The sequence below is a fragment of the Burkholderia sp. 28_3 genome (assembly GCF_003253915.1).
Taxonomy (GTDB): Bacteria; Pseudomonadota; Gammaproteobacteria; order Burkholderiales; family Burkholderiaceae; genus Burkholderia; species Burkholderia cenocepacia.
Genome location: NZ_QKZF01000019.1, coordinates 108,095 through 123,302, shown reverse-complemented (window position 1 = coordinate 123,302; position 15,208 = coordinate 108,095). Strand labels below are relative to the sequence as shown.

Genomic DNA, 15,208 nt, shown 5'->3' with positions numbered 1-15,208 from the left:
CACGGCATGCATCGCACGCCCGGCAGCCGGCACGCGCGACCGGTACAATCGCTCCTTTTAGCCGCCGGTGCTCCCATGAAAGTCACGCTCATTCCGGTCACGCCGTTCCAGCAGAACTGCTCGCTGCTCGTCTGCGAGAAGACGGGCCGCGCGGCCGTCGTCGATCCGGGCGGCGATCTCGACCGGATCGAACAGGAAGTCGCGCGGCAGAACGTGCAGGTCGAGAAGGTGCTGCTCACGCACGGGCACATCGATCACTGCGCGGGCGCGAAGACGCTCGCGACGCACTACGGCGTGCCGATCGAAGGGCCGCAGGAAGAAGAGCGCTTCTGGATCGAGAAGCTGCCGATGCAGAGCGAGCGCTTCGGCTTCCCGGCCGCCGACAGCTTCGAGCCCGACCAGTGGCTGAACGACGGCGACACCGTGCGGTTCGGCGACGAGACGCTCGAGGTCTATCACTGCCCGGGCCACACGCCGGGCCACGTCGTGTTCTTCAGCCGCGCGCATCGCATCGCGATCGTCGGCGACGTGCTGTTCGCGGGCTCGATCGGCCGGACCGATTTCCCGCGCGGCAATCACGAGGACCTCGTCCGTTCGATCAAGGAGAAGCTGTGGCCGCTCGGCGACGACGTCACGTTCGTCCCCGGCCACGGCCCGGTGTCGACGTTCGGCGACGAGCGCCGCACGAATCCGTTCGTGTCCGACAAGGTATTCGGATGAACCAGACCGCCATCCCGGAAATTTACGTCAGCACCGACGTCGAGGCCGACGGCCCGATTCCCGGTCCGCACTCGATGCTGAGCTTCGCGTCGGCCGCCTATACCGAGGACAAGCAGCTGATCGCGACGTTCTCGGCGAACCTCGAGACGCTGCCCGGCGCGCACGCGCACCCGGTGCAGGAAGCGTGGTGGAAGACCGAGCCGGAAGCATGGGCCGCGTGCCGGCGCGATCTGCAGACGCCCGAGGCGGCGCTGGTCGCCTACGTCGAATGGGTCGAGGCGCTGCCTGGCAAGCCGGTGTTCGTCGCGATGCCGGCCGGCTTCGATTTCACGTTCATGTTCTGGTACATGATGCGCTTCGCCGGGCGCTGCCCGTTCTCGTGGTCGGCGCTCGACATCAAGACGCTCGCGTTCGCGATGACCGGCCTGCCGTACCGCAAGGCGATCAAGCCGCGCTTTCCGAAGCACTGGTTCGACGATCATCCGCACACGCACGTCGCGCTCGACGATGCGATCGAGCAAGGCACGCTGTTCTGCAACATGCTCGCCGACCTGCGCCGGCAGCAGGCCGCGCTGGCGGGCCTGGCCGTGTCGGATACCGATCGGTCGGAAAGCGCGGGGGCGGGACAAAATCCCACGGATCCGCGGGCAAATTAGCGAATCTCGCTCAACAGCGCGTCGCCAGATTGCCTTTCCTTTCCCGGCCCTCTAACATTCAGCGTGTTGTAGCTGCCGCATGGAGGCGCAGGTGACGCTCGATTCCTTTTCGCAAAAAATCCTTCGCCTGTTGCAGCTCGACGCGCGCCGTTCCGTTCAGGAAATCTCCGACCAGGTCGGCCTGTCGAGCACGCCGTGCTGGCGCCGCATCAAGGACATGGAACAGTCGGGCGTGATCCAGCGCTACACGGCGCTGCTCGATCGCGAGAAGCTCGGCCTGCACGTCTGCGCGCTCGCGCACGTGCACCTGACGCGCCACAACGAAGGCGGCGTCGAGCAGTTCGAGCGCGAGATCGCGACCTGCCCCGAAGTCACCGAGTGCTACAGCACGACCGGCGAAGCCGATTACATCCTCAAGATCGTCGCGCCGGACATCAAGGCCTACGACGTGTTCCTGCACGAGCGCATCTTCAAGATCCCGGCCGTGTCGCAGGTGCGCACGAGCGTCGTGCTGCGCGAAATCAAGTTCGACACGCAACTGCCGCTGTAACGCGCCGGCCCGCCCCCGCGGCGGGCCGCGTTCACGGTTGCCGGTTGCCGGTCACGTCCGCGCGGGCAACGTGCGCGTGAAGCCGATCCGGCGCGCGCCGAATTCGCGCTTCAGCGTCTCGATGTCGAGCCGGCCGGCCAGCGCCGCATCGGTGTCGCGCGGATCGCTGTCGAGCGTCACGTCGACCTCGAGCCCCGTACTCAGGTAATGCAGGTTGATCGCCGCCGCGCGCAGGCCGCGCTGCGCGAGCGCGGCCTCGAGCCGCGCCGCGAGCTCGCCGCGCGGCGGCAGCGCGAGCGCCGGACGGCGCGCCGCATCGTTCTCCGGGTCGACGTGGATCAGCGCATCGAGCACGCGCGGGTCGGACAGCACGCGCGCCCGCGCGGTCTCGGCGATGTAGTGCCCTTCGGAGACGGAGATCTTCGGATCGACGAGGATGTGCGCATCGACGAGCGCGGCATCACCCATCTTGCGCGTGCGCAGGTCGTGCACGTCGCGCACGCCGGGCGTCGCGGCGAGCAGCGCGCGGATCTCGGCCGTGTCGGCCGTATCGAGCGCGCGGTCGGAGAGGTCCTGCAACGCGTCATAGCCGAACGTCCAGCCCATGCGCGCGACCATGAAGCCGACGATCGCGGCCGCGATCGGGTCGAGCAACCGCACGCCGGCCAGGCTGCCGACGATGCCGATCGCGACGACGAGCGACGACGCGGCATCCGAACGTGCATGCCACGCGTTGGCGACGAGCATCGCCGAGCGTACGCGCCGCGCTTCGCGCAGCATGTAGCGAAACAGCGCTTCCTTCGACACGAGCACCGTCAGCGCAACGATCAGCGCGGAAAAATGCACGGCCGGAATGTTTTCGAGATTAACGAGGCGATCGCCGGCACGCCAGAGCATGCCGATACCGACTGCAATCAGGATCGCGCCGAGAAACAGCGACGCGACCGTCTCGTAGCGGCTATGGCCGTAATTGTGGTCGGCATCCGGCGAGGCACCGCTATGCCGATTCGCAACCAGCACGACAAAATCCGAGATCAAATCGGAAATCGAATGCACACCGTCAGCAATCAATGCCTGCGAATGCGCAATCACGCCGACGACGATCTGAAATGTCGCAAGCACGACATTCAGGACAATACTGACGAGCGTGCTCTTGCGCGCAACTGCGTGCTTATCTGCGCTCTGCGCGTCGCCGGAAAACGTAGACATGAAATATGAGATATCGGTGTGCGCATCGGTGTGCGATACGCAATTCTATCAAAAGCGCCCCGCAAGCCCTTCCAATACCCACAAATTTCTCATTTAAATCAACCGCTTATACGAACGTGTCGCATTTTCATTCACACGACGTTTCTTACATTTTTATGACGGCGCCGAGCGGGCCGCCGGCGCCCGGAAAACAAAAAAGCCGCGCTCCTCGACGGACACGCGGCTCTTTTGAAGAGCGGGCAACCTAAACGAACGTTTAAATCGCAAACTGTTCGCGGTTCTTGCCGGCGATCCAGCGCGGCGGCTTGCCACGGCCCGACCACGTCGCGCCCGTTTCCGGATCGCGGTATTTTGCCGCCACGCCTGCGCGCGGACGACCGACCTTGCCGGCCTTCGCGCGGCTGAGACCGAGTTCGGCGAGCGAAAAGCCGTAGTCGGCAATTTTCTGCTTCACGTCATTCAGCACTTCAGCGTATTCACGCGACTTCGCTTCTTCGATTTGCTTCTCCAGCTTCTCCCGCTGGGCCAGCAGGTCCTTGTAAGAAGACATAGTTTCCCTTTCTATCTGACCAATGGCGCCGGTCTGCAGCCAGCTCACCATTCATGAAATATATGTGCCTCGGATTTTCGAAGGCAGAGATTAGCACAAAAAAGATTTGATAGAAGCGAGATTCATGAAAATACCGAGACCCATTGTAATTCACACATGTCATTTTGACCGGCCGCGGCCTTTTCTCAAATTTTTACGCTCCTACACAGAGATTAGGACATTAGCGATTGACTATTAGGTCTATCAACATACGCAATTACCCTGCATTCGAAAAAATCAAAGCTTTCATCGGACGACAGTTTTGCGAAAACCACATGACGCGGTTTGCTAAACGGACTCATCACTGACCCGCGACGTCACGTCACATCCTGTGCGCAGGCGATCAGCCGGTCGCGCAGCGCGCCGATGTCGGCCGACGGCGCGTCGAACGGCGTGCGCACCCGGCGGCCGTCGCATCGCCAGTCCGCGCCATGGCGATCGACGCCGAGCAGGTCGAGCCCGTCGCGGCGTGCGTCGCCCGCCTCGTACGCGTGCCACAGCGCCTGCTCGTCGTCGAACGCGAGCGGCGGCAGCGCATCGAGCTGCGTGCCGTCGACCCAGCCCATTCGCCCGAACCCGCCGATGTAGCGCAGCCGCTCGATCTCGAGCGCCCAGAACGCGAAATCGCCGAGCGCGAGATAGCGTGCGGCGTCCGGTTCGTAGCGCAGGTAGCGCGCGGTGACGTGCGGATCGTCGCCGAGCGGCACGAACCGGCCCAACAGCGTCGCGCGCTCGGCGTTCAGGACGTCGCCGTCGCCGGCATCGACGACGAGGAAACCCGCACGCGGATCGGCGACGAGATTGCGCGTGTGCTCGGCCAGGCCGCTCACCAGGATCACGGGCCGATGGCACGCATCGGGTGCAAACGGCACGACGGTCGGATACGGAAAGCCCTGCGGTTCGCGCGCATGGGTGGCAAGCGTGCCGAGCGCGCAGCGGTGCAGCAGATGCAGGGCGAAGGCGGGATCGATGTTCAAGGGGACTCCTGCGGTCGAAAGGGCGCATCGGTTTCGATGTTACCCGCGCACGCTGCGTGCCGCGCATCGGCCGAACGGCCAGTCCGTCACCGGGGCGCCACCGCGAGACGACCCGCTCTCCAGCGCATCGGCCGAACGGCCATCGCCCGGCAGGATCGTAAGCGGTTCGATAGAATCGGACAGGTCCGACGGGCGCCGCGTGCGCCCGCGCATTTTCCTGACGAGCCTTCCCGTGTCCGAATCCTCCTCCCCCGAATCGTCGTCCCCGTTCGCCGCGCCGCCCGACGCGCATCGCGTGCTGTCGCTGCCGGCCCGCCAGCGTGCGCGCACGGCGTCGATGGCGCTGTTCTTCGTCGCCGGCATGATGTATGCATCGTGGGGCGTGCACGTGCCGACCGTGCGCGACAAGTTCGCGCTGAGCCCCGGGCTGCTGTCGATCGCGCTGTTCGCGGTCGCCGGCGGGTCGATCGCCGCGATGCTGACCATCGCGCGCTGGATCGCGCGCGTCGGCTCGCGCACCGCGTGCCTCGCCGGCGGGCTCGTGATGTCCGCGTGCGCGGCGCTGATCCTCGTCGTGCCCGACTACTGGATGCTGCTCGCGGTGCTCGCGCTGTTCGGCTTCTCGATGGCGACACTCGACGTCGCGATGAATGCCGAGGCCAGCGCGGTCGAAATCGCGCTCGGCAAGCCGATCATGTCGTCGCTGCACGGGATGTTCAGCATCGGCGGGATGGCCGGCGCAGCGGCCGGCGGCGCGCTGCTGTCGGCCGGCATGGCGCCGGTCGCGCATCTCGCGCTCGCGGCGGCGGTAAGCGCCGCGGTGCTCGTGGCCGCGAGCCCGGCCGTGCTGCCGCACGTGCCGCACCACGAACAGGCGCACGGCGGCGGCAACCGCTGGCGCTCGCCCGCATTGTGGATGCTCGGCGGCATCGCACTGATCGCGCTGATCGCCGAAGGCGCGATGTACGACTGGGCGACGGTCTACATGCGCGACGTCGTCGCGGCGAGCCCGGCGCTCGCGAGCGCCGCGTACGCGGCGTTCTCGGGCGGGATGGCCCTCGCGCGCTTCGCGGGCGACGCCGTGCGCGCCCGCTTCGGCGCGCCGCAGCTCGTGTTCGCGAGCGCGTCGCTCGCGTGCGCGGGGATGATCGGCGCGCTGCTGCTGCCGTATCCGGCCGCGGTGCTGACCGGCTTCACGCTGATGGGTCTCGGGCTGGCCAACATGATGCCCGTGCTGTTCGCGGCCGCCGCGCGCGTGAAAGGCATCCACGCGGCCGAAGGGCTCGCGCACGTGGCCGGGCTCGCGTATTTCGGACTGCTGTTCGGTCCGGTCGTGATCGGCGCGGTCGCGCAGGCCGCGAACCTGACGATCGGCCTGTCGGTCGTCGCGCTGTGCGCGGCGCTCGTTGCGCTCGTCGCGCCGAAGGTGCTGTCGCACCTGAAGATCTGACGGCACGGCTGCGCACGCCGGCCCAAAAAGAAAGCGCGCATGCGTTGCCGCATGCGCGCTTTCACCCCTTCTGTTGACCGCTTGTCGCGTTACATCTTCACTTCGTCGAGCAGCGACTTCTTGCCGCTCTTGTAGTTGTACAGCGAGATCACGCCGTGCTGCAGGTCACCCTTCGAGTCGAAGGTCGTCGTGCCGATCACGCCCGTGTACTTCGTCGCCGGCATCGCCGCGAGGATCTTCGCCGGGTCCGTCGAGTTCGCGCGCTTCATCGCGTCGGCGATGATGTACACGGCGTCATACGTGAACGGTGCGTAGATCTGGATCGGCTGGCCGAAACGCTTCTCGTACTTCGCCTTGAACGCCGCGCCGCCCGGCATCTTCTCGAGCGAAGCACCGGCTTCCGAGCACACGATGTTGTCGGTCGCGTCGCCGGCCAGGTCGGCCAGCTTTTCCGTGCACACGCCGTCGCCCGCGAAAATCTTCGCGCGCAGGCCGAGCTGCTTCGCCTGTTTCGCGAACGGGCCGCCGGTGGCGTCCATGCCGCCGTACATGATCGCGTCCGGGTTCTCGCCCTTGATCTTGGTCAGAATCGCGCGGAAGTCGACTGCCTTGTCGTTCGTCGCGTCATGCGACATCACCTTCAGGCCGAGCGCCTTCGCCTTCTTCTCGAATTCGTTCGCGAGACCCTGGCCGTACGCGGTCGAATCGTCGACCACCGCCACGCTCTTGATGCCCTTCGAGTGCGCGTAGTCGGCCAGTGCCGGGCCCTGCTGCGCATCGGTCGCGACCACGCGATACGTGGTCTTGAAGCCCTGCTGCGTGTAAGCCGGGTTGGTCGCCGACGGCGAGATCTGCACGACGCCCGCATCGCTGTAGATCTTCGAGGCCGGGATCGACGTGCCCGAGTTCAGGTGGCCGACCACCGCGACGACCTTGTCGTCGACGAGCTTCTGCGCAACCTGCGTCGCCTGCCGCGGGTCGGCGGCGTCATCCTGCGGGTCCAGTTGCAGCGTGATCTTCTGGCCGCCGATCGTGAGACCCTTCGCGTTGATCTCCTCGACTGCGAGACGTGCGCCGTTTTCGTTGTCCTTGCCCAGGTGTGCAATGCCGCCCGTCAAGGGCGCGACGTGGCCGATCTTGACGACTTGATCGGCGGACGCGTTGCTTGCAGCTGCAGCACACAGCATCGCCGCGGCGGTGATCGGCAACAGCTTTTGCATCTTGATATTCATGTAAGTCTCCAGTTCGGTCCCAATAAACGCCATCGCCCGGTGCCCCGCTGCCATCCCCGTGTTTGCAATCACTGGACGATTCGCCGGTTGCATCGTTCATGCACTTGGCCTCAAGCACGTGAAAACAGCCGCTTTTAGCGGCCACCCGCCCGTACTTGCGCGCAAGTGTAGGTGATCAAATTAATTTGTGGGACTTTTTTGGGGTAGTGGTAACACTACCGATACGCGCGCTTTGGAAGGAGGACTCGAATATCGCCGCAAGCCCCGCCGGATAAGGGTTTCCGCTAATTCCCGGCTATCTTTTGAAAGGTCGTTTCAACGCATTCCCGGGGTATTTCGATTCGGTATTTTGTGCCCGGGATCGTTGAATGAAACGCGTGTGACGGCACACGCGTTTCGTCGTCCGACATGAACGATTTCTGGCGGCCGATGCGGGGTTCAGGCGGCCGAGGCGCGCCATTCGGCGTCGAGCGCGGCAACCAGTTGCGACGTCGTCAGCGTGTCGCCGCGCCGCCGCGCGAGGGGTGCGCCCTGCCCGGCCCACAGCGACAGATAGTCGCCGTCGTTCGCGCGCGCGGCGGCCTGGCGCAGCGGCTGGGTCAGCGCGTTCTGCACCGGATACGGTGCCGCGTCGGCCACGTGCTCGCCGAGCCGCGCCATCAGCGTGTTGCGCAGCCCGCGTGCGTGACGGCCGGTGATCGCGCGCGTGACCTGCGTCGACGTATCGGCGCTCGCGAGCAGACGCGCCTTCCAGTCCGCGGCGATCGCGCTTTCCGCGCACGTGAGGAACGCGGTGCCGAGTTGCGCGGCCTGCGCGCCGAGCGCGAGCGCGGCCGCGATCCCGCGGCCGTCCATGATGCCGCCCGCGGCCAGCACGGGCAGCCCCGTCGCGTCGACGAGTTGCGGGACGAGCGCGAGCGTGCCGATCAGCGCGTCGTCGGCGGAGCCGATGAAGGTGCCGCGATGGCCGCCGGCCTCGGCGCCCTGCGCGGACAGCGCGTCGGCACCGGCCGCCTGCCACGCGAGCCCTTCGGCCACGTGCGTCGCGGTGCCGATCACATAAGTGCCGGCGGCTTTCAGGCGGGCGACGTCGGCCGCGTCGAGCACGCCGAACGTGAAGCTCGCGACCGGCACGCGCAGCGCAACGAGCGCATCGAGCTGCGCGCGGAAATCGGGCGCATAGCGCGCGGGCGCCGTGCCCGGCGGCAAGCCGAGCGTCGCGTTCAGCGGGTCGATCGCGGCCAGCGCACGCGCGACGGTCGCCGCATCGGGCGCGGCTTCATCGGGCAACACGAACAGGTTGATCGCGAACGGGCGATCGGTCGCCGCGCGGATCGCGGCGACTTCGGCCTCGATGCGCTCGGGCGCGAGCGCGCCGGCGCCGAGGCTGCCGAGCGCACCGGCATTCGACGCGGCGGCGACCATCGCGGTCGTGGTCGCGCCGACCATCGGCGCCTGCACGAGCGGCAGACGCAGGCCGAAGCGTTCGGAAAAGGGGGTGGACAACGAGCGGGCAGACATGGCGAATCCTTCGATGACGATGCGCGAAAGCGCTTTGTAAAGGCCGACACATCGACTCTATCGAAGCGGCGCGGCGCCGAAAAATGAATAATCGAGATCGAAACGATCGCTGCGCGAGAAACGGGCGCGTGCACTGCAGCATCGAACGATTGGTGGCACACTAGGCCGCCCTCTTTTCACCCTGGGGGCGCGCATTGCGCACCCCGCACGCCAGGAGTTCAGAACGTGACTGCCCAATGGATCGACATCCCGACCGGTAACGACAGCTTCGGCGGCTATCTCGCGCTGCCCAAGCGCGGCAAGGGCCCTGCCGTCATCATCATCCAGGAGATTTTCGGCGTGAACGCGCACATCCGTGCGGTCGCCGACCAGTACGCGGCCGACGGCTTCGTCGCGCTCGCGCCCGACGTGTTCTGGCGCACGCAGCCGCGCGTCGAGCTGACCTACGAAGGCGCGGATCGCGACAAGGGCATCGAGCTGATGAAAAAGACCGACGTGGGTCTCGCGGTCGCGGACATCGGCGCGGCGGCCGACGCGTTGCGCGCCCGCCCCGAAGTGGACGGCAAGCTCGCCGCGATCGGCTACTGCTTCGGCGGCCAGCTCGCGTACCGCGCGGCCGCAACCGGCAAGCTCGATGCGGCGGTGTCCTATTACGGCGGCGGCATCCAGAACGCGCTCGACCTCGCCGGCCAGGTCACGCGGCCGATCCTGTTCCACTACGCGGAAAACGACCACGGCATTCCGCTCACCGCGGTCGACCAGGTGAAGGCCGCGTTCGCCGGCCACGGCCATGCGTCGTTCCACGTGTACCCGGGCGCCGAGCACGGCTTCAACTGCACGGACCGCGCGTCGTACAACCAGCGTGCCGCGGCGCTCGCGCACGGCCGCACGCTGACGTTCCTCGCCGAGCACCTCTAAAAACGCCGGCCGCGGGCCCGCCACGCCGGGCCCGCGTTATACTCGCACCATCGCCATGAGTCACAACGGGGGTGACCGCGATGCACTCGGACTATCTCGCGCATGACGCCATCGGACTCGCCGCGCTCGTGCGCGACCGCCAGGCCAGCCCGCGCGAACTGCTCGACGCCGCGATCGGCCAGGCCGAAGCGGTCAACGGCGCGATCAACGCGATCGTGCTGCAGGACTACGAGGCCGCGCGCCAGCGTGCGGCGAGCGCGCCCGAACCGGGCGCCGCCACGCCGTTCGCGGGCGTGCCGTATCTCGTCAAGGATCTCGGCGCGGCGGTCGCCGGCTTGCCGCTGTCGATGGGCAGCCGGCACTACCGCTACTTCGTGCCGGCCGACGATTCGCCGGTGATCGCGCGCAGCCGCGCGGCGGGTCTGAACGTGTTCGGCAAGACCAACACGTCCGAGATCGGCCAGATGCCGTATACGGAACCCGAACTGTTCGGCGCGTGCCGCAACCCGTGGAATCTCGACCACACGCCCGGCGGCTCGAGCGGCGGCGCGGCGGCGGCCGTCGCGGCCGGCATCGTGCCGCTCGCACACGCGTCCGACGGCGGCGGCTCGATCCGCATTCCGGCGTCGTGCTGCGGGCTGTTCGGCCTGAAGCCGAGCCGCAACCCGGTGCTGGTCGACCTGCCGTCGAACGGCGAACTCGTGGTCCAGCATGCGGTGTCGCGCAGCGTGCGCGACAGTGCGCTGCTGCTCGACGTGACGACCGGCCAGACGCTGCCGCCCGGCGCGCCCGGCACCTTCCTCGGCGCGCTCGATACGCCACCCGGCCCGTTGCGGATCGGTCTCGTCGTCGATCCGATGCTCGCGCCGGCGCTCGCCGACGACACGCGCGCGGCGCTCGACGACGCGGCCGCGCTGCTCGAATCGCTCGGCCATCACGTCGAGCCGACGACGCTGCAGATCGACTATGCGCGCGCGGCCGAAACCTTCCTGACGCTGTGGGCGACGATCGCCGAAGAAATGGTGCTCGGCGCGCGCGAGCTGACCGGCCGCACGCCGCGGCGCGGCGAATTCGAGGCCGCGACGTGGGCGATGGCCGTGGTCGGCCGCCGCCTCGCGCGCACGCGCCTGCCGGACGTACTCGAATGGCAGCGCCAGCTCACCGTGCAGGTCGCCGGTCTCGTGTCGCGCTACGACGCGATCCTGTGCGCCTCGCTCGCGGGGCCGCCGGTGAAGATCGGCGAACTGCAGCCGACGCCGTTCGAATCCGCGCAGATGAAGCTGGTCGCCGCGTTGCCGGTGAAGTCGCTGCTGAAGGAAATGCTCGCGAAGTCGTCGGAGAAGGCGTTCGCATGGGCCGGCTGCACCGAGCTGTTCAACCTGACCGGCCAGCCGGCGATGTCGGTGCCGCTGTACTGGAATGCGCGCGGGCTGCCGATCGGCGTGCAGTTCGCCGCGCGCCACGCGGACGAAGCGTTGCTGCTGAAGCTCGCGCGGCAGCTCGAACAGGCGCGGCCGTGGTTCGACCGCCGCCCGCCGCTGATGCAGGCGCAGCGCTGATTCAGCGGCTTCCGCCACGCGGCATGCGCGGCGCTTCACGAAAAAAAGCCCCGCCGGCGCAAACCGGCGGGGCTTTCACACAGGCAACCGCGTGACGGCGCTTACACCGCGAGCCGTTCGCAGATCGTCCGCGTGGCGGTCGCCGCGTTCAGCGTGTAGAAATGCAGCCCCGGCACGCCCGCGTCGATCAGGCGCTGGCACAGGCTCGTGACGACGTCCGCGCCGAACGCGCGGATCGACTCGCGATCGTCGCCGAAGCTCTCGAGCCGGCGCGCGACCCAGCGCGGCACTTCGGCGCCGCACATCTCGGAGAAGCGCATCAGCTGCGAGAAGTTCGTGATCGGCATGATGCCCGGCACGATCGGCACGTCCACCCCGAGCTTGCGCGCATCGTCGACGAAGCGGAAATACGCATCCGCATTGAAGAAGTACTGCGTGATCGCGGAATTCGCGCCGGCTTTCACCTTGCGCGCGAAATTCTCGAGATCGGCCTTCGGCGAGCGCGATTGCGGGTGGTACTCCGGGTAGCCGGCGACCTCGATGTGGAACCAGTCGCCATGCTCGGCGCGGATGAAGCTGACGAGCTCGGACGCATAGCGCAGCTCGCCGACCTCGCCCATCCCCGACGGCAGGTCGCCGCGCAGCGCGACGATGTGCCGGATGCCGTGCGAGCGGTACTGGTCGAGGATCGCGCGCAGGCTGTCGCGCGACGAGCCGATGCACGACAGGTGCGGCGCGGCTTCGAGACCGTCCTTCTGCATGTCGAGCACGGTATCGAGCGTGCCCTGCTGCGTCGATCCGCCGGCGCCGAACGTCACGGAGACGAATTTCGGCTTCAGCGGCAGCAGCTGTGCGCGCGTGGCGCGCAGCTTCTCGACGCCGTCCGCCGTCTTCGGCGGGAAGAATTCAAACGAGAGTTCGATCGGTTTCATGATTCGATGGGGTTGGGCCTGCGCCCGCCCTCAGCCGATGTCGCGCTGGCCGAAGATCAGGGCGGACAGCAGCCACGACACGATGCTGTACAGGATCGAACCGAAGAACGCGGACCAGAACCCCGACACCTCGAAGCCCTTCAGCAGCGACGACGCGAACCAGAAGCACAGCGCGTTCACGACGAGGATGAACACCCCGAGCGTGACGATCGTGACGGGCAGCGTCAGCAGGATCAGCACCGGCCGGATCACCGTGTTGATCAGCCCGAGCACCACCGCGATGATCAGCGCGGTGCCGAAGCTCTTGATGTGGATCGACGGCACGAGGTACGTGATGATCAGCAGCGCCAGCGCGTTGATGACCCAGGTGAGGATGACGCTCATGGAGTGCTCCGGTTCGGTTGTCGATCGGTACGATCGGTGAGCGCCGCCGCGCCGTGCGCCCGCGACGGGCGCGCACGGCACGGCGGCGGCCGCGCATCAGTATCAGTAGCGGTAGTGGTTCGGCTTGAACGGGCCGTCCTTCTGCACGCCGATGTACGCAGCCTGCTCGTCCGACAGCACCGACAGGTTCGCGCCGATGCGCGCGAGGTGCAGGCGCGCGACCTTTTCATCGAGATGCTTCGGCAGCACGTACACCTTGTTCTCGTACTGCTCGCCGCGCGTGAACAGCTCGATCTGCGCCAGCGTCTGGTTCGCGAACGAGTTCGACATCACGAACGACGGGTGGCCGGTCGCGCAGCCGAGGTTCACGAGGCGGCCTTCGGCCAGCAGGATCACGCGCTTGCCGTCCGGGAAGATGATGTGGTCGACCTGCGGCTTGATGTTTTCCCACTGGTACTGGCGCGTCGACGCGACATCGATTTCCGAGTCGAAGTGACCGATGTTGCAGACGATCGCGTTGTGGCGCATCGCCTTCATGTGATCGTGGTTGATCACGTGATAGTTGCCGGTCGCCGTCACGAAGATGTCGGCCTTGTCCGCCGCGTATTCCATCGTCACGACGCGGTAGCCTTCCATCGCCGCCTGCAGCGCGCAGATCGGATCGATTTCGGTGACCCACACGGTCGCGCCGAGGCCGCGCAGCGACTGCGCGCAGCCCTTGCCCACGTCGCCGTAGCCTGCGACGACCGCGACCTTGCCCGCGATCATCACGTCGGTCGCGCGCTTGATGCCGTCGACGAGCGACTCGCGGCAGCCGTACAGGTTGTCGAACTTCGACTTCGTGACCGAATCGTTCACGTTGAACGCCGGGAACGGCAGGCGGCCGTCCTTTTCCATCTGGTATAGGCGGTGCACGCCGGTCGTGGTTTCTTCGGTCACGCCCTTGATGTGCGCGAGGCGCTTCGAGTACCAGGTCGCGTCGACGTCGAGGTGCTTCGCGATCGACTTGTACAGCGCGACTTCTTCCTCGTTGGTCGGCTTCGCGATCACCGAACGGTCCTTCTCGGCCTTCGAGCCGAGGATCAGCAGCAGCGTTGCATCGCCGCCGTCGTCGAGGATCATGTTCGCGAATTCGCCGTTCGGCCATTCGAAGATGCGGTGCGAGAACTCCCAGTATTCGTCGAGCGATTCGCCCTTGAACGCGAACACCGGCGTGCCGGCTTCGACGATCGCGGCCGCCGCGTGATCCTGGGTCGAGAAGATGTTGCACGATGCCCAGCGCACGTCCGCGCCGAGCGCCTTCAGCGTCTCGATCAGCACGCCCGTCTGGATCGTCATGTGCAGCGAACCGGCAATGCGCGCGCCCTTCAGCGGCTGCTGCGCCTTGTATTCGTCGCGGATCTGCACGAGGCCCGGCATTTCGGTCTCGGCGATGTTGAGTTCCTTGCGGCCCCAGCCGGCCAGCGCCATGTCGGCGACGACGTAATCGGTGGATGCCTTGGAATCGATAATGGCGTTCATCACGCCCTCCTTTCTAAAAAGTTTCTAGATTGGTGACGTGAGCGCCGTTCAGGAAGCGGGGCCGGCGCGAAAAAATCGCCGCACGGCAGCTTGGTGAAGCTCTCCGAGCCTGGCGGACGCTGGTGGTCCGTCGCAACGCTCCTCGGAAAACGGAGGGGATTGTAGCAAATCGGCGCGCGGAATGCGCAAGGACCCGCACACGAGCGCGGCACGGGCGCGCGGCGCCGGCGCGCGCGGCCGTCGACAAGGGGTCAGGACTCGGCGCCGACCCACGCCTGTTCGCGCAGCCGCGCGCGCAGGCGCGCGACGGCCTGGCTGTGCAGCTGGCACACGCGCGATTCGCTCACTTCGAGCACCGCGCCGATCTCGCGCAGATTCAGACCCCGTTCGTAGTACAGCGACATCAGCAGCTTCTCGCGCTCCGGCAGCCGCTCGATCGCCTCGACCAGCGCCTCGCGCAGGTGCTCGTCGAGCAGCGCCGACAACGGATCGGCGTGATCGACGCGATAACGGTCGAGGAACGGCTCGTCGTCGGCCGCGCGGTCGAAATCCTCGTAGTAGATGAGCTGGCTGCCGTGCAGGTCCTGCAGCATCCCCTGGTATTCGTCGAGCGGCATGTTCAGGTGCTGCGCGATCTCGGTCTCGCTCGCCGAGCGGCCGAGGTGCTGCTCGACCTGGTGCACCGCGTGCTCGACCTCGCGCGACGTCTTGCGCAGGCTGCGCGGCAGCCAGTCGTTGCTGCGCAGCTCGTCGAGCATCGCGCCGCGGATGCGCTGCGTCGCATAGGTCTCGAACTGCGCGCCCTGGTCTTCCTTGTAGCGGCCGGCCGCGTCCATCAGGCCGATCATGCCGGCCTGGATCAGGTCGTCGAGATCGACGCTCGCCGGCATCTTCGCGACGAGTTGCAGCCCGAGGCGGCGCACGAGCGGCGCATATTGCGCGAGCACGTCGGCCTGGGACATCTTTCCTTGAGCGTTGTACATCATGGCT

General features: G+C 66.9%; 15 protein-coding genes and 1 riboswitch. Of the genes, 6 read left to right on the top strand and 9 right to left on the bottom strand.

From position 1 onward, the window contains the following. Window positions 1–75: 75 nt before the first annotated feature. The 3 genes from DFS13_RS29985 (at window position 76) to DFS13_RS29975 (ending at window position 1,926) form a co-directional block, all read left to right on the top strand. Window positions 76–720: an MBL fold metallo-hydrolase gene (locus DFS13_RS29985; RefSeq protein ID WP_006483678.1), complete on the top strand. Its 645-nt coding sequence runs from the start codon at window positions 76–78 to the stop codon at window positions 718–720. Next, complete coding sequence (locus DFS13_RS29980; RefSeq protein ID WP_111442471.1) at window positions 717–1,376, top strand: exonuclease; 660 nt, start codon at window positions 717–719, stop codon at window positions 1,374–1,376. Before DFS13_RS29985 ends, DFS13_RS29980 begins: the two co-directional genes overlap by 4 nt. Before the next feature lie 79 nt (window positions 1,377–1,455). Next, on the top strand, window positions 1,456–1,926 hold the full coding sequence (locus DFS13_RS29975) for an Lrp/AsnC family transcriptional regulator (protein WP_006477376.1): 471 nt from the start codon (window positions 1,456–1,458) through the stop codon (window positions 1,924–1,926). 51 nt (window positions 1,927–1,977) lie between these two features. On the opposite strand, the gene DFS13_RS29970 is transcribed toward DFS13_RS29975, so the two are convergent. From DFS13_RS29970 to DFS13_RS29960, 3 genes are all read right to left on the bottom strand, one after another. Continuing rightward, complete coding sequence (locus tag DFS13_RS29970; RefSeq protein ID WP_034201108.1) at window positions 1,978–3,135, bottom strand: cation diffusion facilitator family transporter; 1,158 nt, start codon at window positions 3,133–3,135, stop codon at window positions 1,978–1,980. A gap of 256 nt (window positions 3,136–3,391) precedes the next feature. Continuing rightward, window positions 3,392–3,685 (bottom strand): H-NS family nucleoid-associated regulatory protein, encoded by a 294-nt coding sequence (locus DFS13_RS29965; RefSeq protein WP_006491875.1) that lies wholly within the window; start codon window positions 3,683–3,685, stop codon window positions 3,392–3,394. A 356-nt stretch (window positions 3,686–4,041) separates the two neighbouring features. Further along, window positions 4,042–4,701, bottom strand: coding sequence for a HugZ family protein (locus tag DFS13_RS29960; RefSeq protein WP_111442470.1), 660 nt, complete (start codon window positions 4,699–4,701; stop codon window positions 4,042–4,044). Between the two features lie 232 nt (window positions 4,702–4,933). Between DFS13_RS29960 and DFS13_RS29955 the strand changes: the two genes are divergently transcribed. Continuing rightward, a complete protein-coding gene (locus DFS13_RS29955; protein WP_012492273.1) occupies window positions 4,934–6,151 on the top strand; it encodes an MFS transporter in 1,218 nt (405 codons plus the stop codon). A gap of 89 nt (window positions 6,152–6,240) precedes the next feature. Here the strand turns inward: DFS13_RS29955 and DFS13_RS29950 are convergent, their stop codons facing one another. Further along, on the bottom strand, window positions 6,241–7,383 hold the full coding sequence (locus DFS13_RS29950) for a branched-chain amino acid ABC transporter substrate-binding protein (protein WP_006491874.1): 1,143 nt from the start codon (window positions 7,381–7,383) through the stop codon (window positions 6,241–6,243). Window positions 7,384–7,821: 438 nt separating this feature from the next. Continuing rightward, a complete protein-coding gene (locus tag DFS13_RS29945; protein ID WP_006484030.1) occupies window positions 7,822–8,904 on the bottom strand; it encodes a nitronate monooxygenase family protein in 1,083 nt (360 codons plus the stop codon). Between the two features lie 225 nt (window positions 8,905–9,129). Between DFS13_RS29945 and DFS13_RS29940 the strand changes: the two genes are divergently transcribed. Further along, on the top strand, window positions 9,130–9,822 hold the full coding sequence (locus DFS13_RS29940; RefSeq protein ID WP_077176751.1) for a dienelactone hydrolase family protein: 693 nt from the start codon (window positions 9,130–9,132) through the stop codon (window positions 9,820–9,822). 80 nt (window positions 9,823–9,902) lie between these two features. Continuing rightward, the gene (locus DFS13_RS29935) at window positions 9,903–11,381 is read left to right on the top strand and encodes an amidase (protein ID WP_111442477.1); all 1,479 of its coding nucleotides are present in this window, start codon (window positions 9,903–9,905) and stop codon (window positions 11,379–11,381) included. A gap of 101 nt (window positions 11,382–11,482) precedes the next feature. Here the strand turns inward: DFS13_RS29935 and metF are convergent, their stop codons facing one another. The 4 genes from metF to DFS13_RS29915 form a co-directional block, all read right to left on the bottom strand. After that, on the bottom strand, window positions 11,483–12,313 hold the full coding sequence (gene metF, locus DFS13_RS29930) for a methylenetetrahydrofolate reductase [NAD(P)H] (RefSeq protein ID WP_006484036.1): 831 nt from the start codon (window positions 12,311–12,313) through the stop codon (window positions 11,483–11,485). Between the two features lie 30 nt (window positions 12,314–12,343). Beyond that, window positions 12,344–12,697: a phage holin family protein gene (locus DFS13_RS29925; protein WP_006477367.1), complete on the bottom strand. Its 354-nt coding sequence runs from the start codon at window positions 12,695–12,697 to the stop codon at window positions 12,344–12,346. 102 nt (window positions 12,698–12,799) lie between these two features. Continuing rightward, window positions 12,800–14,218, bottom strand: coding sequence for an adenosylhomocysteinase (gene ahcY / locus DFS13_RS29920; RefSeq protein WP_006484031.1), 1,419 nt, complete (start codon window positions 14,216–14,218; stop codon window positions 12,800–12,802). 32 nt (window positions 14,219–14,250) lie between these two features. Then, window positions 14,251–14,368: riboswitch (S-adenosyl-L-homocysteine riboswitch) on the bottom strand. Window positions 14,369–14,469: 101 nt separating this feature from the next. Next, the gene (locus tag DFS13_RS29915; protein ID WP_006484033.1) at window positions 14,470–15,204 is read right to left on the bottom strand and encodes an RNA polymerase sigma factor FliA; all 735 of its coding nucleotides are present in this window, start codon (window positions 15,202–15,204) and stop codon (window positions 14,470–14,472) included. Window positions 15,205–15,208: the final 4 nt, after the last annotated feature.

Coding starts and splice junctions, on each gene's coding strand:
- DFS13_RS29985 (WP_006483678.1), top strand. CDS start 76: ATGAAAGTCACGCTCATTCCGGTCACGCCGTTCCAGCAGAACTGCTCG.
- DFS13_RS29980 (WP_111442471.1), top strand. CDS start 717: ATGAACCAGACCGCCATCCCGGAAATTTACGTCAGCACCGACGTCGAG.
- DFS13_RS29975 (WP_006477376.1), top strand. CDS start 1,456: ATGGAGGCGCAGGTGACGCTCGATTCCTTTTCGCAAAAAATCCTTCGC.
- DFS13_RS29970 (WP_034201108.1), bottom strand. CDS start 3,135: ATGTCTACGTTTTCCGGCGACGCGCAGAGCGCAGATAAGCACGCAGTT.
- DFS13_RS29965 (WP_006491875.1), bottom strand. CDS start 3,685: ATGTCTTCTTACAAGGACCTGCTGGCCCAGCGGGAGAAGCTGGAGAAG.
- DFS13_RS29950 (WP_006491874.1), bottom strand. CDS start 7,383: ATGAATATCAAGATGCAAAAGCTGTTGCCGATCACCGCCGCGGCGATG.
- DFS13_RS29945 (WP_006484030.1), bottom strand. CDS start 8,904: ATGTCTGCCCGCTCGTTGTCCACCCCCTTTTCCGAACGCTTCGGCCTG.
- DFS13_RS29935 (WP_111442477.1), top strand. CDS start 9,903: ATGCACTCGGACTATCTCGCGCATGACGCCATCGGACTCGCCGCGCTC.
- metF (WP_006484036.1), bottom strand. CDS start 12,313: ATGAAACCGATCGAACTCTCGTTTGAATTCTTCCCGCCGAAGACGGCG.
- DFS13_RS29925 (WP_006477367.1), bottom strand. CDS start 12,697: ATGAGCGTCATCCTCACCTGGGTCATCAACGCGCTGGCGCTGCTGATC.
- ahcY (WP_006484031.1), bottom strand. CDS start 14,218: ATGAACGCCATTATCGATTCCAAGGCATCCACCGATTACGTCGTCGCC.
- DFS13_RS29915 (WP_006484033.1), bottom strand. CDS start 15,204: ATGATGTACAACGCTCAAGGAAAGATGTCCCAGGCCGACGTGCTCGCG.